Annotated in this window: 24 protein-coding genes and 1 pseudogene; 2 read left to right on the plus strand and 23 right to left on the minus strand. The window is 74.3% G+C overall.

The genetic code is table 11. The features are described 5' to 3' along the window. Positions 1-32 precede the first annotated feature (32 nt). Positions 33-1,664, minus strand: a complete 1,632-nt coding sequence (gene groL, locus BUE43_RS00120) for a chaperonin GroEL (protein WP_073479285.1) — start codon at positions 1,662-1,664, stop codon at positions 33-35. An 85-nt stretch (positions 1,665-1,749) separates the two neighbouring features. Continuing rightward, on the minus strand, positions 1,750-2,046 hold the full coding sequence (groES, locus tag BUE43_RS00125) for a co-chaperone GroES (protein WP_073479286.1): 297 nt from the start codon (positions 2,044-2,046) through the stop codon (positions 1,750-1,752). Positions 2,047-2,355: 309 nt separating this feature from the next. Here groES and BUE43_RS00130 point away from each other — a divergent pair, with 309 nt between their 5' ends. Beyond that, entirely contained in the window at positions 2,356-3,897 is a 1,542-nt protein-coding gene (locus tag BUE43_RS00130; protein WP_073479287.1) for an FAD-dependent oxidoreductase, read from the plus strand. Positions 3,898-3,932: 35 nt separating this feature from the next. Here the strand turns inward: BUE43_RS00130 and tsaD are convergent, their stop codons facing one another. The 11 genes and pseudogenes from tsaD to glmS form a co-directional block, all read right to left on the minus strand. Beyond that, positions 3,933-4,994, minus strand: a complete 1,062-nt coding sequence (gene tsaD, locus BUE43_RS00135) for a tRNA (adenosine(37)-N6)-threonylcarbamoyltransferase complex transferase subunit TsaD (protein ID WP_073479288.1) — start codon at positions 4,992-4,994, stop codon at positions 3,933-3,935. Further along, entirely contained in the window at positions 4,991-5,500 is a 510-nt protein-coding gene (gene rimI, locus BUE43_RS00140; protein ID WP_073479289.1) for a ribosomal protein S18-alanine N-acetyltransferase, read from the minus strand. The genes tsaD and rimI overlap by 4 nt, the downstream gene beginning before the upstream one ends. Further along, complete coding sequence (tsaB, locus tag BUE43_RS00145; protein WP_073479290.1) at positions 5,497-6,189, minus strand: tRNA (adenosine(37)-N6)-threonylcarbamoyltransferase complex dimerization subunit type 1 TsaB; 693 nt, start codon at positions 6,187-6,189, stop codon at positions 5,497-5,499. The genes rimI and tsaB overlap by 4 nt, the downstream gene beginning before the upstream one ends. Positions 6,190-6,257: 68 nt before the next feature. Continuing rightward, on the minus strand, positions 6,258-6,743 hold the full coding sequence (gene tsaE, locus BUE43_RS00150; protein ID WP_407697086.1) for a tRNA (adenosine(37)-N6)-threonylcarbamoyltransferase complex ATPase subunit type 1 TsaE: 486 nt from the start codon (positions 6,741-6,743) through the stop codon (positions 6,258-6,260). Positions 6,744-7,042: 299 nt separating this feature from the next. Further along, a pseudogene (locus tag BUE43_RS00155) lies at positions 7,043-8,080 on the minus strand (alpha/beta fold hydrolase); the annotation flags it as partial. Continuing rightward, positions 8,077-9,306, minus strand: a complete 1,230-nt coding sequence (gene alr, locus BUE43_RS00160) for an alanine racemase (RefSeq protein WP_083959196.1) — start codon at positions 9,304-9,306, stop codon at positions 8,077-8,079. The gene alr and the pseudogene BUE43_RS00155, both read right to left, overlap by 4 nt. 369 nt (positions 9,307-9,675) lie before the next feature. Then, positions 9,676-10,464, minus strand: coding sequence for a nucleotidyltransferase domain-containing protein (locus BUE43_RS00165; RefSeq protein WP_073479292.1), 789 nt, complete (start codon positions 10,462-10,464; stop codon positions 9,676-9,678). 77 nt (positions 10,465-10,541) lie between these two features. Next, positions 10,542-12,011, minus strand: a complete 1,470-nt coding sequence (locus tag BUE43_RS00170; RefSeq protein ID WP_073479293.1) for a bifunctional ADP-dependent NAD(P)H-hydrate dehydratase/NAD(P)H-hydrate epimerase — start codon at positions 12,009-12,011, stop codon at positions 10,542-10,544. Further along, positions 12,008-12,400, minus strand: coding sequence for a holo-ACP synthase (locus BUE43_RS00175; RefSeq protein ID WP_073480127.1), 393 nt, complete (start codon positions 12,398-12,400; stop codon positions 12,008-12,010). Before BUE43_RS00175 ends, BUE43_RS00170 begins: the two co-directional genes overlap by 4 nt. 44 nt (positions 12,401-12,444) lie before the next feature. After that, the gene (locus BUE43_RS00180; RefSeq protein ID WP_073479294.1) at positions 12,445-13,068 is read right to left on the minus strand and encodes a hypothetical protein; all 624 of its coding nucleotides are present in this window, start codon (positions 13,066-13,068) and stop codon (positions 12,445-12,447) included. Positions 13,069-13,153: 85 nt separating this feature from the next. Beyond that, positions 13,154-15,025 carry a glutamine--fructose-6-phosphate transaminase (isomerizing) gene (gene glmS, locus BUE43_RS00185; RefSeq protein ID WP_073479295.1) on the minus strand — a complete coding sequence of 624 codons (1,872 nt, stop codon included), beginning with the start codon at positions 15,023-15,025 and terminating at the stop codon, positions 13,154-13,156. Between the two features lie 77 nt (positions 15,026-15,102). Here glmS and BUE43_RS00190 point away from each other — a divergent pair, with 77 nt between their 5' ends. Further along, positions 15,103-15,924, plus strand: coding sequence for a dienelactone hydrolase family protein (locus BUE43_RS00190; RefSeq protein ID WP_073479296.1), 822 nt, complete (start codon positions 15,103-15,105; stop codon positions 15,922-15,924). A gap of 126 nt (positions 15,925-16,050) precedes the next feature. On the opposite strand, the gene BUE43_RS00195 is transcribed toward BUE43_RS00190, so the two are convergent. From BUE43_RS00195 to BUE43_RS00240, 10 genes are all read right to left on the minus strand, one after another. Continuing rightward, positions 16,051-16,488, minus strand: coding sequence for a hypothetical protein (locus BUE43_RS00195; protein ID WP_073479297.1), 438 nt, complete (start codon positions 16,486-16,488; stop codon positions 16,051-16,053). A 58-nt stretch (positions 16,489-16,546) separates the two neighbouring features. Next, positions 16,547-19,642 carry a WXG100 family type VII secretion target gene (locus BUE43_RS00200; protein WP_073479298.1) on the minus strand — a complete coding sequence of 1,032 codons (3,096 nt, stop codon included), beginning with the start codon at positions 19,640-19,642 and terminating at the stop codon, positions 16,547-16,549. Next, positions 19,635-19,952, minus strand: coding sequence for a type VII secretion target (locus tag BUE43_RS00205; RefSeq protein WP_073479299.1), 318 nt, complete (start codon positions 19,950-19,952; stop codon positions 19,635-19,637). The genes BUE43_RS00200 and BUE43_RS00205 overlap by 8 nt, the downstream gene beginning before the upstream one ends. A 326-nt stretch (positions 19,953-20,278) precedes the next feature. After that, positions 20,279-20,620: a hypothetical protein gene (locus BUE43_RS00210; RefSeq protein WP_073479300.1), complete on the minus strand. Its 342-nt coding sequence runs from the start codon at positions 20,618-20,620 to the stop codon at positions 20,279-20,281. Positions 20,621-20,646: 26 nt separating this feature from the next. Next, complete coding sequence (glmM, locus tag BUE43_RS00215; RefSeq protein WP_073479301.1) at positions 20,647-21,981, minus strand: phosphoglucosamine mutase; 1,335 nt, start codon at positions 21,979-21,981, stop codon at positions 20,647-20,649. Between the two features lie 155 nt (positions 21,982-22,136). Next, on the minus strand, positions 22,137-22,613 hold the full coding sequence (rpsI, locus tag BUE43_RS00220; RefSeq protein WP_200797330.1) for a 30S ribosomal protein S9: 477 nt from the start codon (positions 22,611-22,613) through the stop codon (positions 22,137-22,139). Between the two features lie 23 nt (positions 22,614-22,636). After that, positions 22,637-23,080, minus strand: a complete 444-nt coding sequence (rplM, locus tag BUE43_RS00225; RefSeq protein ID WP_073479303.1) for a 50S ribosomal protein L13 — start codon at positions 23,078-23,080, stop codon at positions 22,637-22,639. A gap of 558 nt (positions 23,081-23,638) precedes the next feature. Further along, on the minus strand, positions 23,639-23,926 hold the full coding sequence (locus tag BUE43_RS00230; protein ID WP_073479304.1) for a WXG100 family type VII secretion target: 288 nt from the start codon (positions 23,924-23,926) through the stop codon (positions 23,639-23,641). Positions 23,927-23,995: 69 nt separating this feature from the next. Continuing rightward, complete coding sequence (locus tag BUE43_RS00235) at positions 23,996-24,316, minus strand: WXG100 family type VII secretion target (protein WP_073479305.1); 321 nt, start codon at positions 24,314-24,316, stop codon at positions 23,996-23,998. A 170-nt stretch (positions 24,317-24,486) separates the two neighbouring features. Then, on the minus strand, positions 24,487-24,882 hold the full coding sequence (locus BUE43_RS00240; RefSeq protein WP_073479306.1) for a hypothetical protein: 396 nt from the start codon (positions 24,880-24,882) through the stop codon (positions 24,487-24,489). Between the last annotated feature and the right edge of the window lie 36 nt (positions 24,883-24,918).

Consider the following 24,918-nt stretch of genomic DNA (forward strand, 5'->3'; position numbering starts at 1 on the left):
AGGCCGTCCGGCGGGGAACCCGCGGGGTTCGGTCAGTGCCGGTGGCCGTGACCGTGGCCGTGCCCGTGGCCGGCGCCCCCGTCGAGGTCCTCCTCCTTCTTCTCCACGACGGCGCTCTCGGTGGTGAGCACCATGCGCGCGATGGAGGCGGCGTTGGCGACCGCGGAGCGGGTCACCTTCACCGGGTCGACGACGCCGATCTCCAGCAGGTCGCGGTAGATCAGGTTGGCGGCGTCGTAGCCGTGGCCCCACTCCTGCTCGCGGACCTTGGAGACCACGACCGCGCCCTCCTGGCCCGCGTTGGCCGCGATCCAGAACAGCGGGGCGGACAGCGCCGCGCGCACGACGCGCACGCCGATCGCCTCGTCGCCGGTCAGGCCGAGGTCGCCGTCGAGCGCCTTGGCCGCGTGCACCAGCGAGGAGCCGCCGCCGGGCACGATGCCCTCCTCGACCGCGGCCTTGGTCGCCGCCACCGCGTCCTCGATGCGGTGCTTGCGCTCCTTGAGCTCGGTCTCGGTGGCCGCGCCGACCTTGATCACCGCGATGCCGCCGGCCAGCTTGGCCAGCCGCTCCTGCAGCTTCTCCCGGTCCCAGTCGGAGTCCGTGGCCTCGATCTCCCGGCGCAGCTGCTCCGCCCTGGCGTCCACGGCGGTCCGGTCGCCGGCGCCGTCGACCAGGGTCGTGGCGTCCTTGGTGACCACGATGCGACGGGCCCTGCCCAGCGCGGACAGGTCGACCTCGGCCAGCTTCATGCCGATCTCGGCGGCCACGACCTCGCCGCCGGTCACGATCGCCAGGTCGTCCATGAAAGCCTTGCGGCGGTCGCCGAAGTACGGCGACTTCACGACGCAGACCTTGATCGTCTTGCGCATGGCGTTGACCACCAGTGTGGACAGCGCCTCGCCCTCGACGTCCTCGGCGACGATCAGCAGCGGCTTGCCGGTCTGCATGACCTTCTCCAGCACCGGCAGCAGGTCGGCCAGCGCGGAGATCTTCTCCCGGTGCAGCAGGACGTAGGCGTCCTCCAGCACGGCCTCGGCGGCCTCCGGGTTGGTCACGAAGTACTGCGAGACGTAGCCCTTGTCGAACTGGACACCCTCGGTGATCTCCAGCTCGGTGGTCAGGGTCGAGGCCTCCTCGACCGTGATCACGCCGTCCTCGCCGACCTTCTCGATCGCCTCGCCGAGCAGGGCGCCGATCGTCTCGTCCCGGGAGGACACGGTGCCGACCTGGGCGATGTTGTCCCGGCCCTTGACCGGGGTCGCCTTGGTCTTGAGCGCCTCCACCACGGCGTCGGCGGCGGCCTGGATGCCCCGGCCGACACCGGTCGGGTTGGCGCCGGCGGCGATGGTGCGCAGGCCCTCACGGACCATGGCCTGGGCCAGCACGGTCGCGGTCGTGGTGCCGTCGCCGGCCACGTCGTTGGTCTTGGTGGCGACGTTCTTGGCGAGCTGGGCACCGAGGTTCTCGAACGGGTCGTCGAGCTCGACCTCGCGGGCGACGGTCACGCCGTCGTTGGTGACGGTCGGGCCGCCGAACTTCTTGTCCAGCACCACGTGCCGACCGCGCGGGCCGAGCGTCACCTTCACCGCGTCGGCGAGCTGGTTGACACCGCGCTCCAGTGCCCGGCGCGCGTGCTCGTCGAAGCTGATCTGCTTGGGCATTGCCTGCCTTCCTTGTCACCCGTGACGCGACCGCCCCGGGACCCCAGACGGGGCCGCCGGGGCGGTTCACGCGGTCAGCGGGACGTCACTTCTCGATGACGGCCAGCACGTCGCGGGCGGAGAGGATCAGGTACTCGTCGCCGTTGTACTTGACCTCGGTGCCGCCGTACTTGGAGTAGATGACGGTGTCACCCACGTTGACGTCCACCGGAACCCGGTTGCCCTTGTCGTCCACGCGACCCGGGCCCACCGCCAGAACCTTGCCCTCCTGGGGCTTCTCCTTGGCGGTGTCCGGGATGACGAGGCCGGACGCCGTCGTGTTCTCGGCCTCGCTCGCCTGGACGAGGATCTTGTCCTCGAGCGGCTTGATGTTCACGCTCACCGGTGTGACCTCCACCTTCTGGGGTCTTCGAAGCGTTGGCAGGTACCGACGGCTCCTGCCACCCCGCCGTCGCGGGTGCCGGGGCGGGCCGGCGCCGTGCGATTGGCACTCTACCCAGGAGAGTGCCAGGCGCTCAACGGACCCCACCCCTCGCGGCGCGCGTGTCGGTCCCACCCTGCCACGACCAGCGCCGATTCCGGGCACGAGCCCCCCGACACGCCGACGCGCGCCGAGCAGGGCGCGCCGCCGCCCGGAGAGAGCGGCCGCGCCCGGGGAGTCGCGGCCGACCTTCCCGGTTACCCCCGGAGGGTGGACACTCCTGCCCTGAGCGGCCCCTCCTACTGGGAGACCAGCGCCCCCGCCCCCGACCGCACCGAGGTCGAGCTGCCCGCCGAGGTCGACGTCGCCGTGCTCGGCGCGGGCATCGCCGGGATCACCACCGCGCACCTGCTCACGATGGCCGGCCGGTCGGTCGCCCTGGTCGAGGCCGGCCGGATCGCGTCCGGGGTCTCCGGGAAGACCACCGCGAAGGTGAGCACCCAGCACGGCATGAAGTACCACCGGCTCGCCATGCTGCACGGCCGGGAGGCGGCGGCCCGGTACGCCGACAGCCAGACCGCGGCGCTGGAGTGGATCGCCGCCGAGGTCGACCGGCTCGGCGTCGACTGCGCGTTCCGGCGCACGGCCAGCTGGCTGTTCACCGAGGACCCCGAGCGCGTCCCCGACCTGCGCCGCGAGGCCGAGGCGGCGGCCGGTGCCGGGCTCACCGCGGAGTTCCGCGACTCGGCCGGGCTGCCCTTCGACACCGCCGGCGCGGTCCTGGTGACCGGGCAGGCCGAGTTCCACCCGCGGCGCTGGCTGCTCGCGCTCGCCGAGCACGCCGAGGCCGCCGGCTGCGTGGTCGCGGAGGGCGTGCGCGCCCTGACCGTCGAGCCGGGCGGGCCCGGCCGCGTCGTGCTGACCACGCGGGGGCGACTGCGGGCCCGCGACGTCGTGGTGACCACCCACTACCCGATCCTGGACCGAGGGGTGTTCTTCGCCCGCCTGGACCCGGTGCGCGACCTCGTGGTCGCCGCGCCGGTCGACGACCCGCCGGACGGGATGTTCCTCGGCGTCGACAGCGGGCACTCCGTGCGCACGACCCCGTTGCCGGACGGCCGGCGGCTCCTGATCGCGCTGGGGGAGCACTACCGGCCGGGGAGCCACGAGGACGTGGTCGGGCGTCACCACCGGCTCGCGGAGTGGGCGCGGCAGCGGTTCGGGGCCGGCGAGCCCACCCACCACTGGTCGGCGCAGGACCTCACGACGCCGGACGGCCTGCCGTACGTCGGGCGCTACCTCCCCGCCGGGCACCACCTCTGGGTCGCGACCGGGTTCGCGCAGTGGGGCATGACCGGGGGCACGCTCGCCGGCCTGCTGCTGCGCGACCTCGTCACCGGCGAGGACAACGACTGGGCGCCGTTGTACGACCCGGGGCGCATCCCGCGACTGGGCGCGGCGCCGAACGCCGCCCGGTTCAACGCCACCGTCGCGCGGCACGCGGTCGGCGACCACGTCCGGGCCATCGGCAACCAGCGGCGGCCGGCCGACCTCGCGCCGGGCGAGGCCACGGTCACCCGGGTGGGCGCCCGGCTCGTCGCGGCGCACCGGGACGAGGAGGGCACGCTGCGCGCCGTCTCCGCCCGCTGCACCCACCTCGGCTGCCTGGTGGCCTTCAACAACGCCGAGCGGACGTGGGACTGCCCGTGCCACGGCTCGCGGTTCGACCTGGACGGCAGCGTCCGGTGCGGGCCCGCCGTGCACCCACTGTCCACTGTGGACCCTTCCGAGCTCGACAGTGGACAGTCCTGATCCCCACAGGGGATTCCGGGCGTCGTGAACCCGGGTCAGGGCATCACGATCTCGGTCACGTGCAGACCCGGGTCAGCCGGAATGTCCAAAGAGGACGGATCGACGCGCGCGGCCAGCAGGTGCGCGCCCAGCGCCGCGACCATGGCGCCGTTGTCCGTGCACAGCTTGGGCCGGGGAACCCGCAGCGTGATCCCGGCGGAGGCGCACCGCTGCTCGGCCATCGACCGCAACCGCGAGTTGGCGGCCACCCCGCCGCCGATGATCAACTGGTCGACGCCCCGGTCCCGCGCGGCCCGGACGGTCTTGGCGGTGAGCACGTCCACCACGGCCTCCTGGAACGACGCCGCGACGTCGGGCACGGAGACGCTCCGCCCCTCGCGCTCGGCCGCCTCCACCCACCGGGCGACGGCCGTCTTCAGCCCGGAGAAGGAGAAGTCGTAGGTGGGGTCGCGCGGACCGGTGAGGCCGCGCGGGAAGGCGATGGCGTCCGGGTCGCCCTCCCTGGCCACCCGGTCGATGTGCGGGCCGCCGGGGAACGGCAGCCCCAGCAGGCGGGCCACCTTGTCGAACGCCTCGCCGGCCGCGTCGTCGATCGTCGCGCCGAGCTGGTTGATCGGGCCGGCCAGGTCGGCGACCTCCAGCAGGCTGGAGTGGCCGCCGGAGACCAGCAGCGCCAGCGCCGGCCCCGGCAGCGGCCCGTGCTCCAGCGTGTCCACGGCGACGTGCGCCGACAGGTGGTTCACCCCGTACAGCGGGACGTTCCACGCGGTGGCGTAGGCCTTGGCGGCGGCCACGCCGACCAGCAGCGCGCCGGCCAGCCCCGGGCCGGCCGTCACCGCGACCGCGTCCACGTCGGACGGCCGGACGCCGGCGACCGCCATGGCGCGCCGCACCGTCGGCACCATGGCCTCCAGGTGCGCCCGGCTGGCGACCTCCGGCACCACGCCGCCGAACCGCGCGTGCTCGTCGACGCTGGAGGCCACCTCGTCGGCCAGCAGATCGACGTGGCCGTCGGCGCGCAGCCGCACCACGCCGACCCCGGTCTCGTCGCACGAGGTCTCGATGCCGAGCACGACGGCTCCGGCGAGGGCGCTCACGACGCCGTCCTCCCCTGGTCCGCCTCGGAGGCCGGCGGCCGCCGCATGGTGTACGCGTCCGCGCCCGAGGGCTGGTAGTAGCGGCGGCGCAGGCCGAGGACCTCGAAGCCGTGCGCGGTGTACAGGCCGATGGCCGGGGCGTTGTCGGTGCGCACTTCGAGGAACGTGGTCGCGTCGAAGGCGTCGGCCCGGTCCAGCAGCGCCCGCAGCAACTCGCGCCCGATGCCCCTGCCCTGCCATCGGGGGTCCACCCCGATCGTCTGCACGCTGGCCTCGGCCACCGGACGCCGCCCGACCACCGACAGCCCGGCGTAGCCGACGAGCTCCGCGCCGACCCTGGCCGCGAGGTAGTAGTGCCCCTGGTCGAGCTCGGACGCGAACACCGACTCCCGCCACGGGTCGTCGCCCGGGAACAGCTCGCGTTCCAGCTCCGCGCACCGCGCCAGGTCCTCGTACCGCAGCCGCTCCAGCCGCGTGGCCGACTCCCCGGGACCGCCCGGCGTCATGCCTGGCTCACCCGCTTCCGCGCGCCGGGCTCGACGGCGTCGGGACGACGCAGGTAGAGCGGGGTCAGCGGGCCCGGCCGCGCGTGCGAGAGCAGCGCTTCGGCGGCCGCGCCGACCAGGCCGGCCGGGCTCGGGAAGCTCGGCGCCGCCACCGGCAGGCCGAGCACGTCCGCGTACAGCTCGGCTCCCTGTCCGACGGCTCGGCGCACCACCATGCCGGCCAGGCGCGCGGCCAGATCCGCGGGGCGCTCCACGTTCGGGCCGTCGACCCGGGCGCCGGTCGTGTCGTAGCGCGCCCAGTACACCTCTCGCCGCCGCGCGTCGGTCACGACGAGCAGCTCCGCGCCCTCGCCGCCGGCCCGAAAGACCTCCCAGGCGATCGCGTCCGGCGTGGCGACCGGGTACACGGGCCGGTCGAGCGCGTGGCCCAGCGCCGCCGCCGTCACCAGCCCGACCCGCAGCCCGGTGAACGGGCCCGGCCCGGCGCCGCAGACGACGGCGTCCACGTCGCCGAGGCGGACGTCCGCCTCGGCCAGCACGGCCTGGACGTGCGGGGTCAGCAGCTCGCCGTGCGCGCGGGCGTTGACGGTGACCCGCTCCGCGAGGGTGCGCGGCCCCGCCACCGCGTCGAGCTGGACCAGCCCGGTGGTGACGGCGGGCGTGGCGGTATCAATCGCGAGGACGAGCACGGGTCAAGGGTAGGGCGCGCTCCACGCACGACGTCCGGCGCGTCGCCACCACGCGCGCCGGTCCGGCGTCAACCGCCGAACGCCGCGCGGACGCGCCGCGCCCACTCCTCGCCGTGCGGCTCGAAGGACGCGACCCGGACGTCGTCGGGGCGGCGCTCCAACCGGACGACCAGGTGGTCCTCGGACAGCCGCTCCGCGACGCCCTCGCCCCACTCCACCACCACGGCGGCGTCGGTCAGGTCGGTGTCCAGGTCGAGGTCATCGAGCTCGTCGAGGCCGTTGAGCCGGTATGCGTCCACGTGCACCAGCGGAACGCCGCGCCCACCCGGCGCCGGGCGGTGCACTCTGGCGATCACGAACGTCGGGGAGTTCACCTGGCCGGCCACGCCCAGGCCGGCGGCGACGCCCCGCACCGTCGCCGTCTTGCCCGCGCCCAGCGGGCCGGACAACAGCACCAGGTCGCCGGCGCGCAGCACCGCGCCCAGCCGTCGGCCGAACTCCACGGTGTCCGCGACGTCCGGCAGCTCGACGGCGATGTCCTCGATCCGCGTCACCGTCACGCTCGCCTCTCCACCCACTCGTCCCCGTCGCCGGCCAGGTCCGGCCGGCCGCCTCCGGTCCGCTCGGTCCCACCGCGCCTGCCCACGCGGCGCCCAGCCGCGCGATGCCCGTCAGCACGGCGTCCGTCCGCATGATGTCCGTCCCCGCGGCGGTCGACCGCCCGAGGGCCGACGGCACGGTGCTGGTCGTCAGCCCGGTGCTCACCAGCACGGCCTTCGTCACCACAGCCTTCGCCGGCGTGGTCTTCGACGGCGTGGCCTTCGGCCGCACGACCTTCGGCGAAGCCGCGATCGGCACAACGGCGCAGGAACGCGGCCAGCAGCTCGTGGACCAGGTCCGGCCGCTCCAACCCGACCATGTGCCCCGCGCCCGGCACCCGGACCAGCTCCGCGTCCGGCAGCTCGGCGGCGATCACCTCCGAGTGCGAGACCGGGGTGATCTGGTCGGCCTCGCCCGCCAGCACCAGCACCTCGCACTGCCGCAGCCCGGCCAGGGCCGCGTACCGGTGGTGCGTGCCCAGGGTGGGCAGGAAGTCGGTGATCGACCGCACCGACGTGTCGGCGAGCATGCGGTGCACCAGGTCCACCCGCCTCGGGTCGACCTGGCGGTCGCCGAACGCCAGCGCGCGCACCGCGCCCCAGTTGAGCCGGTCGCCGACCCTGCGGGCGCGTTCGAGCAGGCCCGGCTGCCAGCCGGCCAGCGTGGCCAGGCCGAGCGTGACCGGGTTGTACCGGGACAGCACCGGGCGCGGCAGGCCGTGCCGGCCGATCTCGCCGGCCGAGGTGCCGAGCAGGGCGACCCCGGCCACCCGCTCCCGGAACAGCTCGGGGCGCTGCTCGGCCAGGGCCATGATCGTCATGCCGCCCATGGAGTGGCCGACCAACACGACCGGCCCGGTGGGCACGACGGTGCGCAGCACCGCGTCCAGGTCGCGCCCGAGCTGGTCCAGCGTGCAGTTCGGCCGGGTCGAGGGGCCGGACCGGCCGTGCCCGCGCTGGTCGTACCGCACCAGCCGGACCCGGGGCCGGGTCAGCTCGGGCAGGTCGAGCCGCTGGAAGTGCCACGACCGCCGGTCCAGCGTGTAGCCGTGGACCAGGACGACGGTGAGGTCCGGCTCGCCCCCGTCCGCCGGGTCGACCTCCTCCACCGACAGCGGGACGCCGTCGTCGGCGGCGACCGTGTACTCGCGGTCGGGAGCCGGGCTGGTCAACGCCTCCCGGTCGGCGCGGCGGCGCGCCAGGGAGCGCTGCGCGGTCACCCCGACCACCAGGCCGGTGACCGCGCCGGCGACGCCACCGGCGAGCCCGACGGCACGCCAGAGGGGTTTCACGAGCCGACCCCGCTGGGCGTCAGGCGCCCGTTGCCCTGGCCGCCGTCGGTGTCGGCCCTGCCGCCGGCGTCGGCGGTGTCGGCGGTGTCGTTCTTCGTCGTCCGCACCACCCGGGGCCGGGCCATGCCCGTGACGATCTCGTAGTGGATGGTGCCGACGGCGTCCGCCCACTCCTGCGCGGTGGGTTCGCCCCGGTCGCCGGGGCCGAACAACACGGCCTCCTCGCCCTCGACCACCACGTCGTCGCCGCAGTCGACCATCACCTGGTCCATGCAGACCCGGCCGACCACCGGCCGGCGCCGGCCGGCGAGCCAGACCTCCATCCGGCCGCTGAGCGCGCGCGGCACGCCGTCGGCGTACCCGGCGGGCACCAGGGCCAGGGTGGTGTCCCTGGGCGCGACCCACGTCCCGCCGTAGGACACCGCCTCCCCGGCCGGCACGCGCTTCACGTACGCCACCCGGGCGCGGAAGGTCATGGCGGGGCGCAGGTCGACGTCCCCGGCCCACGGCACCGGGTTGAGGCCGTAGGCGGCCACACCCGCGCGGACCAGGTCGAAGTGCAGGTCGGGCCGGGTCAGCAGCGCGGCGGAGTTGGCGAGGTGCCGCATCGGGCGCAACCCGGCCGCCCTCGCCGTCTCGTAGGCGGCGGCGAAGCGCCGGGCCTGTTGGTCGACCGAGGGGTCGCCGGGCTCGTCGGCGGAGGCGAGGTGGGACCAGACCGCCACGACCTCGGCCTCACCGGCCGCCTGCGCGGCGGCGGCCGCGGCCACCAGCTCCGGCCAGTGCTCCGGCGGGCAACCGTTGCGGCTGAGGCCGGTGTCGGCCTTCAGGTGCAGCCGGACCCGACGCCCCACGGACCGGGCGGCGGCCAGGACCGCGGCGAGCGCCCGGAGGGAGGAGACGGACAGGTCGACGTCGGCGGCGATCGCCGGCGCGAAGTCCTCGTCCGGGACGTGCAGCCAGGACAGCACGCGCGCGGTGACGCCCGCGCGGCGCAGCGCCAGCGCCTCTTCGAGATGGCAGACGCCGATCCAGGTCGCCCCGGCCGCCACCGCCGCCCTGGCGACCCGCACGGCGCCGTGGCCGTACCCGTCGGCCTTGACCACGACCATCGTTCGCGCGCCGGACCGGTTCGCCCGTTCGGCGAGCAGCCCGACGTTGTGCCGCACCGCGGCCAGGTCGACCACGACCTCGGCGCGGGGGAATGCTCCGTCCTGCGCAGTCATAACCCTGCCATCGTGGCACAACACGACCACCCGACCCGGGCAAGGCCGCCCCGCGACGGCCGCTGCCCCCGCCCTGACCTGCCCCGACTCCCGGAGACAGCCCCCACCCGCCCTGGGGGGCGAGCCCTGCTCCAGCCTATTCGCCCATCACCCAGCGTCAAAGAGCCTCACGCTGCGCTGTGGACAACTCCGCGCCCTGTGGACAACTGCCCTCACCCACGGGTGGATTCGCCGCACGAAAGAGTGAACACCTCTGTCCGGCCTTGACCCTGCCCCCTTGGGCAGGTTCTCGCCTGGAGCGCCCATCGCCGCCCGAGAGCGCCCAGCTCCGAGGGTGCGGCGAGTCTCACCAGGAGACGACGGGCACCGTCACAGCCAGCCCTTCTCCTCCCACACCGACTGGTACGCCCGCACCAACCACCGGTTCGCGCGGTCCCGGTCGGGCCGCTCCGGCAGCGGGGAGGCCGTGGCGAGCTCCCGGAGGCGCGCCTCCAGCTCCGCCGCCGCCTCCAGCGCGAACTCCCGGTCGAGCTCGCCCCGGCGCAGCCGGAGGAGCCGGTCGCGCCATGGCCGCGCGACCGGGAGCGTGATCCGCCCCGTCTCCAGCAGCTCCACGCCCTGGAGCCCGACCCGGACCATGTGGTACGCGAACTTCGTGTCGAAGCCGTGCCGCTCCACCAGCTCCGGGCGGTTGACCCTCGCGCCCCGCTCCCCCAGGAGCCCGAGCCGCTGGGCGCTGAGGTAGCCGAGGAACCGGTGCGCGACCTCGCGCGAGAGCACGAGCTCCGGCCGCGCCCGCAGCTCCTCGCCCAGCCGGGTGATGCGCACGACCTCGCTGTCCGCCACGAACAGCGGCAGGATCACGGTGGGGTTGCCCTCCAGGGCCAGGCGCATCCACTTGCGGAGCGAGTAGACGACCAGGTCGAGATCCCCCGGGCCGGACCGGCTCCCCTCGGGCTGCGTGCGGAAGACGTACTGCTCGAAGCTCCCCAACCCGATGACGTGGTCGGGCGGTTCGACGCACACCCCCATCTCGTCCCGGTCGGCCTGGGCCGTGAGCGAGACGCCGTGCACCTCGGACCCCACGCGGGTGCGCAGGATCGTGCCCTCCTCGGCGATCTCGGCGAAGGCCGCGGTGGCGTGCTTGAGCTGCGACATCGGGCTCCCCCTCCCCCGCGGCGACCGTAGTCAGCCCACGGGGGAGCGCCCCACTCGTTTTCCCGCCCGCGCCGTTCCTAGGCCGAGGCGGCGGCCGCGGCGCGCACCCTCCGCACGGCGTCCGGAACGGCCCGCAGCAGCGCCGACGCGCCGATCGGCGCTCCGTCGGCCGCCAGGTCCCCCGCGAGCTCGTGCACCCCGGCGGCGCAGCCCGCCGCCAGCCAGGGGTCCATGCCCGCGGCCAGCAACGCGCCGATCAGCCCCGACAGCACGTCCCCGGAGCCCGCGGTGGCCGGCCACGCGCCCCGCGCCTGGTTGACGAGCACGCGCCCGTCCGGCGCGGCCACCACAGTCGTGTGCCCCTTCAGCAGCACCACCGCGTTGTACCGCTCGGCCGCGCGGCGGGCCGCCGCCACCCGGTCGGTCCCCACCTCGCCGGCCAGGCGGGCGAACTCCCGGTCGTGCGGCGTGAGCACGAGCGGGGTCTCCGGATCCCGGACGTCCCACAGCTCGGGGGTCGACGCGAGCAGGTTGATCGCGTCGGCGTCCGCGCACACCGGCACGCCCTGGTCCAGGACGTGCGCCAGCACGTCGCGCCCGGCGGCGCCGGTGCCCAGCCCCGGGCCGACCACCCACGCCTGCACCCGGCCGGCGTCCGCGATCGACCCGGTCGCCACGATCTCCGGCCAGCGCGTGCGCACCGCGTCCGCGGCCGGCCCGGCGTACCGGACCATGCCCGAGGTGGCGAGCACCGCGGCGCCCGCGGCGAGCACGGCCGCGCCGGGATAGGTCGCCGACCCGGCGGCCACCCCGGCGACGCCCTGCGTGTACTTGTCGTCCTCCGGCCCGGGCACCGGCCACAGCGCGCCGATGTCGGCCGGGTCGAGCAGCACGATGTCGGGCTCGCCCAACGCCTCGCCGAGGCCGATGTCGGCCACGGTCACCGCGCCCGAGAGCACCGCGCCCTCGGCCAGCACGTGCCCCGGCTTCCGGCCGCCGAAGGTCACCGTGACGTCCGCGCCGACCGCCGGCCCGGCGACCGCGCCGGTGTCCGGGTCGACCCCGCTCGGCAGGTCGACGGCCACCAGCAGCCCGGTCACGGCGTCGACCAGCGCCTCGGCGTCCGGGCGCAGCGGACCGCGTCCGGACAGCCCGACGATCCCGTCGATCACCAGGTCCGCGTCGGCGACGGCGTCCCGCGCCGCCTCGCTGTCCCCGGACGCCACGACGCGCCGTCCACCCGCGCGTAGCAGCGCGGCGAGCCCCTCGGCGTGCACGCGGTCCGGCGCGAGCAGCACCGCCGTCACCGCCACACCACGCCGGCGCAGGAACGCGCCGGCCCACAACGCGTCGCCGCCGTTGTTCCCCGCGCCCACGAGCAACGCCACCCGCCGCCCGGACGTGCCGCCCGTCTGCTCGGCGAGCAGCTCCGCGGAGCGCACCGCCACGGCGAACGCCGCCCGCCGCATCAACGCGGCCTCCGGGGTCCGCTCGAAGACCCGCCGCTCCGCGTCCCGCACCCGCTCGACCGCCCACACGCCCCTCATGGGCGGTCATCCTGCCTGGCGCGGGCCTCCGCCACCACGATCGCGGCGGCCAGATCGGCGTCGTGGGTCAGCGAGACGTGCCACGCCGACACCCCGCCGGCCTCGGCCGCGGCGGCGAGCGCGCCGGACAGGCGCAGCGCTGGCCGGCCACCCGGGCCGGAGACGACCTCGCAGTCGGTGAGCAGGTAGCCGGCCGGCGCGCCCAGCGCCTTGACCGTCGCCTCCTTCGCCGCGAAGCGCGCGGCCAGCGAGGCGGTGCGGCGGGGACGGCCGTCCGGCGTCGTCCGCTCCGCCGCCGTGAACACCCGCTCGACCAGGCCGGGGCTGCGCTCGACGGCGGCGGCGAACCGCCGCACGCCGACCAGGTCGGTGCCGATGCCCACGATCACGCCGCCCAGGCTGCCACGCGCGGGGCCCGCCGGCAGGCCCCCGCTCACGGCAGGGCCGCCTGCACGCTCCAGAACAACGCGCCGCCCGCGAGGACCGCCACCGCCGCGCCGGCGCACACCTGGGCCACCGTGTGTTTGCCGAGCACCACCCGGGACCAGGCGGACAACGCCGCCAGCGGCGCGGTGAGCACGGCCCACGGCCCGTAGAGGACCGTCAGGATCGCGACCGCGCCGGTGGCCACCGCCGAGTGCAGCGAGATCTTCCACCGGCGCGCGACCGTGATGTACAGACAGATCGCGAGGGTCGCCAGCATCGCCGCTGCCAGGGCGATCAGCGCGCCCGGCGCGCGTCCCAGCCACAGCCCGACCGAGCCGAGCAGCACCGAGCCCATGCACACCAGGAACGGCACCAGCCGGGCCTCCCGGTTGTCGACGTAGCGCCCCTCCCAGTGGCCCCGGCGGGCGCCGCGGACCATGACCACCATCGGGATGACGGCGGCGAACACGGCGATCCACAGCGCCCAGCCCAGCGTGGGCCAGATCTGCTCCCCGGTCGCACGCCAGCCCACGGCCAGCGGCAGGGTCACCACCCACACCTCGGGACCGAACACGTTGCTGGCCACGGCCGCGAGAAGGCGGCGTGGCTCGGTGGCACCGGTGGCTGTCATCGCGCCCCCTCACGCTGAAAGGTGGCCTCCGCCACGTCATACGTAGCGAAGGCCACCTGTCAGTGTGAATCTCTCGTCGAAAGGATCACTCGACCGTGACCGATTTGGCCAGGTTGCGGGGCTTGTCCACGTCGTAGCCCCTGGCCCTGGCCACCTCCGCCGCGAACACCTGCAGCGGCACGGTGGCGACCAGCGGCTGCAACAGCGTCGGCACCGCGGGTATCTCGATCAGGTGGTCGGCGAACGGGCGCACCGTCTCGTCGCCCTCCTCCGCGATGACGATGGTGCGGGCGCCGCGGGCGCGGATCTCCTGCACGTTGGACAGCAGCTTGGAGTGCAGCACGGCGCGGCCCTTGGGCGAGGGCATGACCACCACCACGGGCAGGCCCTCCTCGATCAACGCGATCGGGCCGTGCTTGAGCTCGCCCGCCGCGAAGCCCTCGGCGTGCATGTAGGCCAGCTCCTTGAGCTTGAGCGCGCCCTCCAACGCCACCGGGAAGCCGACGTGCCGGCCCAGGAACAGCACGGCCTTCGCGTCGGCGAGGCCGCGGGCCAGCTCCCGCACGTCCTCCACGGTGGACAGCACCCGCCGCACGGCCGCCGGCATCGCCTCCAGCTCGGCGAACTCGCGGGCGACCTCGTCCGGGTACTTGGTGCCGCGCGCCCCGGCCAGCGCCAGGCCGACCAGGTAGTTCGCCGCGATCTGGGCCAGGAAGGTCTTGGTGGCCGCCACGCCGATCTCCGGCCCGGCGTGGGTGTAGAGCACCGCGTCCGACTCGCGGGGGATCTGCGCCCCGTTGGTGTTGCAGATGGCCAGCACCCTGGCCTTCTGCTCCCTGGCGTGCCGCACGGCCTCCAGGGTGTCCATGGTCTCGCCGGACTGGGAGATCGCCACGACCAGCGTGTCGCGGTCCAGCACCGGGTCCCGGTAGCGGAACTCGCTGGCCAGCTCCACCTCCACCGGCAGCCGGCACCAGTGCTCGATGGCGTACTTGGCGACCAGCCCCGAGTGGTAGGCGGTGCCGCAGGCGACGACGAAGACCTTGTCGACGTCGCGCAGGTCCTGCGGGTCCAGGCGCTGCTCGTCGAGCACGATGCGCCCGTCGTGGAAGTGCCCGCGCAGGGTGTTGGCCAGCGCCTCGGGCTGCTCCTCGATCTCCTTGAGCATGAAGTAGTCGTGGCCGCCCTTCTCGGCGGCCGACAGGTCCCAGTCCACCCGGAACGGCCGGGCCTCGGCCGCCTCGCCGGCGAAGTCGAGGACCCGGTAGCCGGCGCGGTCGATCACGACGACCTGGTCCTGGCCCAGCTCGACGGCGTCCCTGGTGTGCTCGATGAACGCGGCCACGTCGGAGGCCAGGAAGTGCTCGCCGTCGCCGACGCCCACCACCAGCGGCGAGGACCGCCGGGCGGCCACCACCTGGTCCGGGTGGTCGGCGTGCGTCACGACCAGGGTGAACGCGCCCTCCAGCCGACGGCACACGGTGCGCACGCTGGCGACCAGGTCGCCGGCGCAGTCGGCGCCGTCCAGGCCCCGGTAGGCGCGCCCGATCAGGTGCGCCGCCGTCTCGGTGTCGGTCTGGCTGACCAGCTCCACGCCCGCGGCCTCGAGCTCGGCCCGCAGTCGCGCGAAGTTCTCGATGATCCCGTTGTGGATCACCGCCAGCCGACCGGTCTCGTCCCGGTGCGGGTGCGCGTTGGGGTCGGTCGGCGCGCCGTGCGTGGCCCACCTCGTGTGCCCCATCCCCGCGGTCCCGGCGAACCGGTCCCTGCCGACCTCGGCCAACCTCGCCTCCAGGTTGGCCAACCGGCCAGCCTTGCGCTCGACGGCCAGCCCGCCGGCGCCGTCCAACACGGCCACACCGGCCGAGTCGTAGCCCCGGTACTCCAGCCTGCTCAGTCCCTCAAGGACGACATCGAGCGCAGACCTGTGCCCTACGTAACCGACAATCCCACACACGCCGACAGACTAGCCAGAACGCGCCTCCGATCGGTCACCTCCGTGCGACCGTGTGCGATCGACTACCGTCGGAGAACATGGCGCGCACAGCCAAGCAGGCGCTGGAGGAGCTCAGCCGGCCCGGACCGCACGAGGTGCTGCACGGTGACCTCGGTCTGGTGGGGCTGCCGGGGCTGGTGCTCACCCCGCGTTCGGGGCTGGGCCTGCCCGCGGTGGCGTTCGGACACGGCTGGATGCAGCCCGCCCAGCGGTACCGGGAGCTGATGCGGCACCTGGCGTCGTGGGGGATCGTGGTCGCCGCCCCGGCCACCCAGCGCGGCCCGCTCGCCTCGCACCGCCTCTTCGCCGCCGACCTGAGCACCGCGTTGGACGTCTGCGCCGGCGTGCGGCTGGGCGAGGGCGCGATCAGCGTCGACCCCGAGCGGCTCGGCCTGGCCGGCCACTCGTTCGGGGGAGGGTGCGCGGTCCTGGCCGCCGCCGAGGACGAGCGGGTGCGCGCGGTGGTGACCCTGGCCCCGTCGGAGTCCCTGCCCTCCGCGGCGGATGCCGCCCGCCGGTGCCGGATGCCCGCCCTGCACCTGGCCGCGGGCCGCGACCGGCTCGCCCCGCCGGTCGCGCACGCCGAGCCGATCGCCAGGGCGTGGGCCGGGCCGGTCTCGCTGCGGACTGTCGACAAGGCGACCCACCTGGGCTTCACCGAGGGCCGACACGTCAGCGACCTGCTGCTGGACGGCGCGCCGGAGCGCGGTTCCCGGCGGCTGGCCCGCGCGCTGATGACCGCGTTCTTCCTGCGCACCCTCGCCGACCGGCGCGGGTACGACGCGCTCCTGACCGAGAACGTGCGGGGCTGCTCGATCGACCTGAGCCGAGGGGCGTTGACCGGCGCGTTCGCCAGGTGAGCGCGCCGGAGCACGAGGGCGGCGGTCACCGGGCCCCACGAACAACCGGACGTCGAAAAACCGGGGATCAGTCCACAATGTTCGTCCACTGTGGACTGATCCCCGGTTCCACCTCGCGGTGTCGGCTCAGCTGAGCCAGCTGTCCTGCGAGTAGTCCTCGTCGTCGTCGACGGGCGCGGGCCGGGCCGCGCGGGGCCGCTGCGCCGGGAGGGCGGGCGCCACCGGGGACAGCGGCGGCACGGAGAACGACGGCCCCGACGACGCGGACGCCGGCGACGCGCCCTGCGGTTGCGGCCGGGCCGCCTCCTCGTCGTCGTCGAAGAACTGGTGCTCCCCGACACCGCTGTGCCGCGCCGCCGTGGGGGTTTGCGGCTTCTCCATGGCGTTCTCGAACTTGTCGAGCAACGCCCGTTCCTCGGCGGCGAACCGTTCGGTGATCTCCTTGGTCCGCTGCGCGTGCCGCTCCTTGCTCTCCTCCAGCTCGGCGCCCAGGTCCGACATCCGCCGACGGAGGTCGGCGGAGCTCTCGTCGAACAACTGCTGGATGGCCGGATCGACCCTCACGACCGCACCTCTCCCTCAGCCGTCCCGCCGACGCGACCCGGTGACGACGCCGCCGCCGTCACCGCTGCTCCTCGCCGAGGACTCCGCGCATCCGGTGCACGGCGGCCTGCTCGTCGTCGTTGAACAACTGCCCCTGGGTCCGCCACTGGCTCCCGCCCCGCTGCTGGTCGCCGCCGGCACCGCCGTGGGAGCCCATGCCGCCACCCATCATCGGCATGCCGCCGCCCATCATGCCGGCCTGGCCCGCGTTGGGGCCGCTGGCCGACGGGCCGCCCTGGTCGGGCATGCCGGCGAGCCCGGCGCCGCCCGCCGTGTTGGCCTGCGGGGCGTTGGTGCTGGCCAGACCGCTCTGCTCCGACCCCGGCACGCCGGCGGGGCCGACCTGCTGGCTCCACGACCCCGGGGTCATGGCGGAGTAGCCGCCGGGTCCGTAACCGGCCGAGGCGTACCCGCCCTGGCCGGGATTCCCCTGACCGTCGTAGCCCTGCGCGCCGTACCCCGGCCCGCCGGGCTGGGCGCCGGCGTACCCCTGGCTGGCCAGCCCCGCCTGTCCTCCGCCGTACCCGTACGGATGGCCCGGGGAGTCCTGACCACCGAACGGGTTGAGCACGGAGAACCCGGCGCTCGCCGGGGAGGTGGACGCCGGCGCGGTCACGGGCGGGCCGCCGGGCGCGGTGTCCGGGTAGTACGGCGTCGGGCCGGCCGGCGCGGGCGGCTGCCAGGCAGCCGGCGGCGCCGGGGCCGGACCCGGGGGCGGCACCGCCGCGCCGGGACCGCCGGGGCCGCCGGGGCCGCCGGGGCTCCAGCGCTGCGGGTCGCCCGGAGCCGGGTCGATCGGCCCGTAGGGCGTCGGCATCACGGGGGGCGGCGCGCCGCCGTGGCCCTGCCCCGAGAAGGCCGGGTTGTTGAGCGCCGGGGCGACCGGGTGGACGACGTCGTCCCGGGGACCGGCGGGAACCTGCCCCATGGGGTGCGTGAAGTCGCCGCCCCGGGGACCGCCGAACGGCGGGCGCGGGTCGTCCGGGGCGAGCGGGTAGGGCTGCGGCGCGAACTGCTGCCCCGGCCTCGGCTGCTCGCCCTGCGGGAACGCGACCGGCGGCGTCGACGGCCGGGGGCCGCCGCCCTGACCACCCTGACCGCCCTGCTGGTGGCCGTCCTGGCGGGTGCCCGCGCCGTCCTTCGCCTGCCCCTTCTCGTCGAAGTCCAGGTCGTAGGTGGTCGGCTTGGAGCCGTCGCCGGCGTCGACGGTCACCGTGATCCGGTCGGGCGCGCCGGGCGGGTGCGACGCGGTGATCGTCATCTCGCCGTCGCGGATCACGGCCCTGCCGTCCGGGCCGGGCTGGAGGAGCTGCTCGCCGCTGACCTGGAGCGGCGGGGCGCCCGGGACCGACGCGCCGGGCGTGCCGGGCGTGCCGGGACCCTGCGGGTAGCCGGGCGGCTGGCCGGGAGCTCCCGCCTGCCCCTGGTGGCCGGGCTGCCCCGGCTGGCCGGGGAAGCCGGGGTCGCCCGGCCGGAGGTCCATGGTCCGCATCAGTGGCTTGCCGTCCGGGCCGAGCGCTCCGGGGCCGGCCCCGTCCTTCGGCGTGGCCATGCCGAAGTCGATGTTGTAGGTCTTCGGCTTGCCGTCCGGCCCGGTCACGCTGATCTTCACGTCGCCCTGGCCGTCCGGGCTGTTCACGGTGATCTTGCGACCGTGGTCGTCGATCGTCACGCTCTCCTGGCGACGCGGGTCGACCGCCCCCGGTCCGAGCTTGGTGGGGTCCGTCGGGACGTCGGCCTTGGGGTCCTTGGGCTTGAGCTCGTCCATGTTCGGCATCGGCGGGGTGCTCCCGGTGCCGGTGCCACCACCGACGTTGCCGGTGCCCCCGCCAACGGTGCCCGTCCCACCGCCGACAGTGCCGGTGCCGCCGCCGACGACACCCTTCCCGTCGCCCCGGCCATCACCCCTGCCGTCGCCCTTCGGGTCCGGCGTGTAGTCGCCGCCCTGGGCGTCCCGGAACGCGTCCGGGTGCACGTCGCCGATGGCCTGCTGGAGCTTCTGCCAGGTCTCCCCGATCCCGCGCTGGATCGCGCCGCACGCCTCCCGGAAGATCCGGTACCGGTTCCCGAAGTCCTGCACGAACTGGCCGAGCTTCTGCTTGGCCTCGTTGATCTTGCCCTCGATGGCCTGCCTGACCTCGTGCAGCTGGATCGCGCCGCCGACCAGCGGCGCGAACGGCCCGGTCATCGCGCCGATGAAACCGCTCTTGAGCGTGATCTTCAGGCTCTCCCCGAAGGAGAGGGTGGCGTCGCCCTTGGCCACCTTGATGGTCTCGCGGATGTCGTCCTCGGACATCCCGCCGCAGCGCTCGTCGTACATCCCGTGCACGCGCTTGGCGAACTCGCGGGTCTTGTTCTGGGCGTCGCCACTGGCGGCCTGCACCGCCTGCGCGGCGCGCTTCAGGTCACCGGCGACCAGCGTGCCGCCCGTGTCGACCTTGCCCATGTGCGCGAACGCGGCCTGGGCTCCGGCGCCCTCCCACGTGCTCTGCAGCGGCTTCGCGGCGTTGGCCATCCCGACCCTGGCCTCGTCGAGCTTGCCGCCGGCGGTGTTCAGCTTGTTCGCGGCGTCGCGAAAAGCCCCGAAATCGATGTCGCGGACCTTGTCGTATTCCGCGTAGACATCCCGGTTGAGGTCGATGTCCGTGTTCTGCCCGCCCTGCCCGATGGCCCCCAGGGCCTCCTTGTAGAGGGGCAGGAACTTCGCGAAGAAACGCAGGCCCGGCGCGCCGTCGTCGAGCAGGTGGTTGGAGTTCCCGACGTCTCCGCCCTGCTCCAGCCGCTTGATGCTGGCGCCGACCTCGGCGTACTCCTTGGACTTGTTGACGGCGTTGTTGACCCCGTCGTCGGAGAGCCGGAAATCGCTCCGGCTCTTCGCCATCTTCCCCAGCGACGGACCGAGGGTCAGCCCGGCGGTCAGCACCGCGGCCCCGGCGTCGAGCACGCCGAAGCCGTCCGGCATCTCCATGCCGAGCTGGCGGCCGTACTGCTGGACCTCCCTGGCGTCCGGGTCGACGGTGTAGAGCGCCCTGACGAGCTCCTTCTTCTGGACGTCGGGGACGTTCGGGTTCTTCAGGAGCTCCTTGATCTCGTTCGCCTTGGCCTGGTCAGCCACGGTGCGTCCCCTTCAGGTCGGCCGCGTTGCCCTGCTCGGTCCGCGTGTACTCGCCAGCGGTCTCGTTGAGCTTCTGCGCGACCTCGCCCGCCTTCGCGCCGTAGGCGGCGGTGTTGGCCGCCAGCTTGGCGACCAGCTCCCCGACCGCGGCGCCGAACGGGCGGAACTGCGCGTCGCGGCCGAACTTGCCCGGGTCGACCTTGGCCGCCTCGACCGCCGCCCGCTGGTCAGTGACCACTTGGCCGTGCTGCTGATAGCCCTTCGCCGCCGAGGTCAGGTCGGCGGATGAGACGCCGAACTTCGCGGTCATGCGGCCCCCTCCTGATGCTTCCCGCCCACGCGGTCCCCCGGCCGCGCCGAACGCCCGGGACGAACCGTGCGCCGCATCCGACGTCACACGGCGAACCCGGGTTCCCATCGTGCCAGGTCGATCACGCGGAGAAATCCGCTTCGCGGGCGTTGCTCGCTTTCGCGAAGGAAACGGACGTGGAAAACCACGAACGGAGCGCCAGCCGTGGGCGTCAGCCGACGGATCAGCGCGGCACCGCCGGCCTCGCCCGGCGGAGGAAGCAGTCGTCAGGCCACCGGGCCGAGGGAGGAGTCAGGAGGAAGTCAGCTCACGCTGCCCGACGGCGCTCAGCCACCCCACTGCTGGGGCGGCGGTCCCGGCGGCTGCTGTCCCTGCGGGCCGGGCGGCGGCTGCTGGGGCGGATAGCCGGGCGGCGCCTGCGGCGACCCGGCGGGCTGCCCCGGGTACTGCCCGGGAGCCTGGCCGTAGCCCGGCGGAGGGCCGTACCCGGCCGGCCCGTAGCCGGGCGGCACGCCGTGCCCCTGCGGGCCGTACCCCGGCTGCTGCCAGCCCTGGGGCGGCTGCTTCGGGCGGCGGGACCGCAGGACGACGACCAGGACGATCGTCAGCACGACGAGCAGGACGAACCCGATGATCATCAAGAGCAGCGGGGTGACGGCCAGCCGCACGGGGTGTACCTCCTGGGCCGTGGCGGTCAACGGACCGAGGAGACCACGCCGGCGAGCCGGTGGGCGACGGCCTCGGCGGCGTCCTGGCTCGGCGCCTCGACCATGACCCGCACCAGCTGCTCGGTCCCGGACGGGCGCAGCAGCACCCGGCCCTGACCGGCCAGCTCCGCCTCGACCGCGGCGACCGCCTCGGCCACGGACGGCGCGGTGACCACCGCCGCCTTGTCCGTGACGGGCACGTTCACCAGCACCTGCGGCAGCCGCCGCATCACGGCGGCCAGCTCGGCCAGCGACCGGCCGGTCGAGGCCATCCTGGCCATCAGCCGCATCGCGGTGAGCAGGCCGTCCCCGGTGGTGGCGTGCGCCGGCAGCACGACGTGGCCGGACTGCTCGCCGCCGAGCGTGAACCCGCCCGAGCGCAGCTCCTCCAGCACGTACCGGTCGCCCACGGCCGTGGTGCGCAGCGCGACGCCGTGCGCCCGCATGGCCAGGTGCAGCCCCAGGTTGCTCATCACGGTCGCGACCAGGGTGTCCCCGGCCAGCTCACCGGACTCCTTCATGGCCAGGGCGAGCACGGCCATGATCTGGTCGCCGTCCACCGGGTCCCCGGCCGCGTCCACGGCGAGGCAGCGGTCGGCGTCGCCGTCGTGGGCGATGCCCAGGTCGGCCCCGTGCGCGACCACGGCCGCGCGGAGCTCGTCGAGGTGGGTCGACCCGCACCCGTCGTTGATGTTCACGCCGTCCGGGGTCGCGTGCAGCGCGACCACCTCGGCGCCCGCCCGCCGGTACGCCTCGGGGGCCGCGGTCGAGGCGGCGCCGTTCGCGCAGTCCACGACCACGCGCAGGCCGGTGAGCGGCTGCGGGACGGAGACCAGCAGGTGGTCGACGTACCGCCGGGTGGCGTCGGCGACGTCCCGCACCCGGCCGATACCGGCCCCGGTCGGCCGGGCGGTGGTGTCGGCGAGCCGCGCGGCGATCTCGTCCTCGACCGCGTCGGGCAGCTTGTGGCCGCCCGCGGCGAAGAGCTTGATCCCGTTGTCCGGCATCGGGTTGTGCGAGGCGGAGATCATCACGCCGAGGTCGGCGTCGAGCTGGCCGACCAGGAAGGCCACGGCCGGCGTGGGCAGCACGCCCACCCGCAGCACGTCGGCGCCGGCGGCGGCCAAGCCCGCGGTGACCGCGGCCTCCAGCATCTCGCCGCTGACCCGGGGATCACGCCCGACCACCGCCACCGGCCGGTGTGACCGGTCGCGTTCGCCCAGCACCCTCGCGGCCGCGGCCGCCACCGCGAGCGCGAGTTCCGGGGTCAGGTCGGCGTTGGCAAGGCCACGGACTCCGTCGGTGCCGAACAGGCGCGCCATGGGTTGCGGGACCTCCTGCGAGACGACTGGGAGACGACTGCGAGAAGAAGCGGTGGAGACGAAAGTACGGCGAAAGCACTACGGGAGCAGCCACCCGACAGACGGATGACTGCTCCCGTAGGTTGTCCCACTCTGGCTCTCGCCGGGCGGGTTTGTCAGCGCTTGCTGTACTGCGGAGCCTTACGGGCCTTCTTCAGACCGTACTTCTTCCGCTCCTTCGCCCGCGCGTCCCGGGTCAGGAAGCCGGCCTTCTTCAGCGCCGGGCGGTCGTCCTCGTCCAGGGCGACCAGCGCACGGGCGATGGCCAGCCGCAGCGCGCCGGCCTGACCGGTGATGCCGCCGCCGCGCAGGTTGGCGATCACGTCGTACTGCTCGACCCGCTCCACAGTCACCAGCGGCTCGCGGATGAGCTGCTGGTGCACCTTGCTCGGGAAGTAGGCGTCCAGCGCCTTGCCGTTGACCGTGAACTTGCCGGTGCCCGGAACGAGCCGGACCCGCACCACGGCCTCCTTGCGGCGGCCGACGGTCTGGACGGGCTTGTCGCTCACGACCGGCGCGCTGTACTCGGCCACCGGGGCGGCCTCAGCGGCCTCAGCGGTCTCGACGGTCTCGGCGATCTCAGGAGTGGTCACGCTCTGGTCCTCAGGTGCGTCGGTCACTGGGCAACCTTGGTGATCTCGAAGGGCTTCGGCTGCTGGGCGGCGTGCGGGTGCTCGGCGCCCGCGTACACCTTCAGCTTGCGGCCCATGGCGCGGCCCAGCTTGTTCTTCGGCAGCATGCCCTTGACGGCCTTCTCGACCAGCCGCTCGGGGTGCTTGTCCAGCATCTCGCCGAACGAGCGCTTCTTCAGACCGCCCGGGTGACCGCTGTGGCGGTACACGAACTCCTGGTCGCGCTTGTTGCCGGTCAGGGCGACCTTGTCGGCGTTGACAATGATGACGAAGTCACCCGTGTCGACGTGCGGGGCGTAGGTCGGCTTGTGCTTACCGCGCAGCAGCGTGGCGGCCTGGGTGGCAAGCCGGCCGAGCACCACGTCCTGCGCGTCGATGACGTGCCAGGCGCGCTCAACCTCGCCGGGCTTCGGGCTGTACGTGCGCACGGATCTACCTCGTCGTCACTCGCGTCGGGAAGTTGTCACGGCGGTCACCTCGGCACGGAACGGCGGAACCGCTCGACCTCGGGGCATACGCGGCCACGTGCCGCACACCGCACAACAGCAGGAGAAGATACCCGCCCACCAGAGGCGGGGTCAAAACGGGGGTCGCCAACCAGGGCCCGGCCGGCCCGTTCGGGGCGTGCGAACACGCGCCTCGCGAACCGCGACGGGCCCTGCGCGACCACCGGGGCGGCCGCGGGAACCCCCACCCCGGGTGGCGCCCGGGGCGTCTCCACCGTACCGGGTCATCCCGGCGCACGGCAGGTCTCACCGAACGGGTGAGAACGGGTGGCGGCGGGCACGCGGACGGGGCCGGCGACGCGACGCGCGCGCACGTGTCCGGCCTCACGCCCAGACCCCGGTCGACCTCCCGTCGACCGAGCGGCGGAGATCATACTTCGCGCCGGCCCGACGCCGGGGAGGGGGCGGGTCGCGGACGCGAAGACCCCGGGGTCGGTCCGACCCCGGGGTCTTCGGGCGGTGGTTCGGCGAGCCGAGGGCTCAGCCGCCCCAGCGGGAGGCGTTCTTGCGCTCCGCGTCCTGGTACTGCTCCAGGGCGTGGCCCACGGCGATGCCGATCTGGTTCAGCACCTGCTTGAGGTCGGCGGCGGCCTCGTCCCACTTGCGCTGGTGCTCGTTGTAGGAGGCGGCGGCCTCGCCGTCCCAGGTGGACACCAGCGGCTGGAGGCGCGACTTCAGGTTCTCCAGCTGGCCCTCGATCTTGTTGGCCGTGCTGCTGATGTCGCCCTGCGCCTGGGACAGCGCACCGAAAGTAACCTTGATCTCCATCGAAATGCCTTTCTACGTCCGAAGAGTGGGTGACGGGATGCGGTCAGGCGGGCCGACCGGTGCGCTGGATCAGGCCTCGCCGCCGAGGGCGCCCAGGATCGAGTTCATGGAGGACGCCTGCTCCTCCTCCTGGCGCAGGTACTCCTGCGAGGAGGCGCCCATCATGTCGGCGATGTCGCTCAGGGCGGTGTTGAGCTTGTCGGCGTCGTGCTGCCACCGCTCGATCAGCTTGTGGAACGCGGCCGCGGCGTCGCCCTTCCAGGCGGCGGCCAGCGGCTCGATCTGACCGCGGAGGCTGCTCAGCGAGGTCTGGATGTCGCTGTTGGTGTTCAGGACGTCCACGCCCGCCTGGCGCATCGTCTCCGAGTCGGTGGTGTAGGAACCGGCCATCTCGTGGGCCCCCTTGTCTCGTTCGTCCTCGTTGTCCGCGCTTCTCGCCGCTTCTCGCCGCTCGTCCCGGACAACACTGCGACGCAGAGGTTGCCAGTCCCGGTTCCCACCCCGGCGGTGTTTTTCCCAAGTAGTTGCGCACGGGAACGCGCGGGAGAGGGAACCGCGACTCAGTAGAGGATTCGCTCTTGTGAAAAGTCCTCGTCATCGTCGGTGCGGCCGTCGCGACGACGGTTCCGCGGCGGTTCCCCGGTGTTCCCCGAACCGGTGTCTTTCTTTTGCACCAGGGAATGTTCGGAGAGGAGTTCCGCCCCCTGAGGGAGCTGTTCCACCGGAAGTCGGCGGTCCACCCGGAACCCGGTGGCCGCCGTTCGGAGCCGGTCGGGGGTGAGCTCCTCCCGCCGCACCGGAGCCGCGCCGCGCCGCACCCGGTCGGCGAGCTCGCCGGTGGCCCGCCGGAAGGCGGCGTTCCGGTCCCCCGCCTCGCCGACCGCCCTGCGGCCGCGGTCGACGGCCGCGTCCACCGCCGAGCGGAACCTCCGCACCGCGTCGTCCACTTCGGACATTCGCGTCCCCCCTCGCCCCGTGGTCGCCGGTTCCCG

The organism is Streptoalloteichus hindustanus (assembly GCF_900129375.1).
Taxonomy (GTDB): domain Bacteria; phylum Actinomycetota; class Actinomycetes; order Mycobacteriales; family Pseudonocardiaceae; genus Streptoalloteichus; species Streptoalloteichus hindustanus.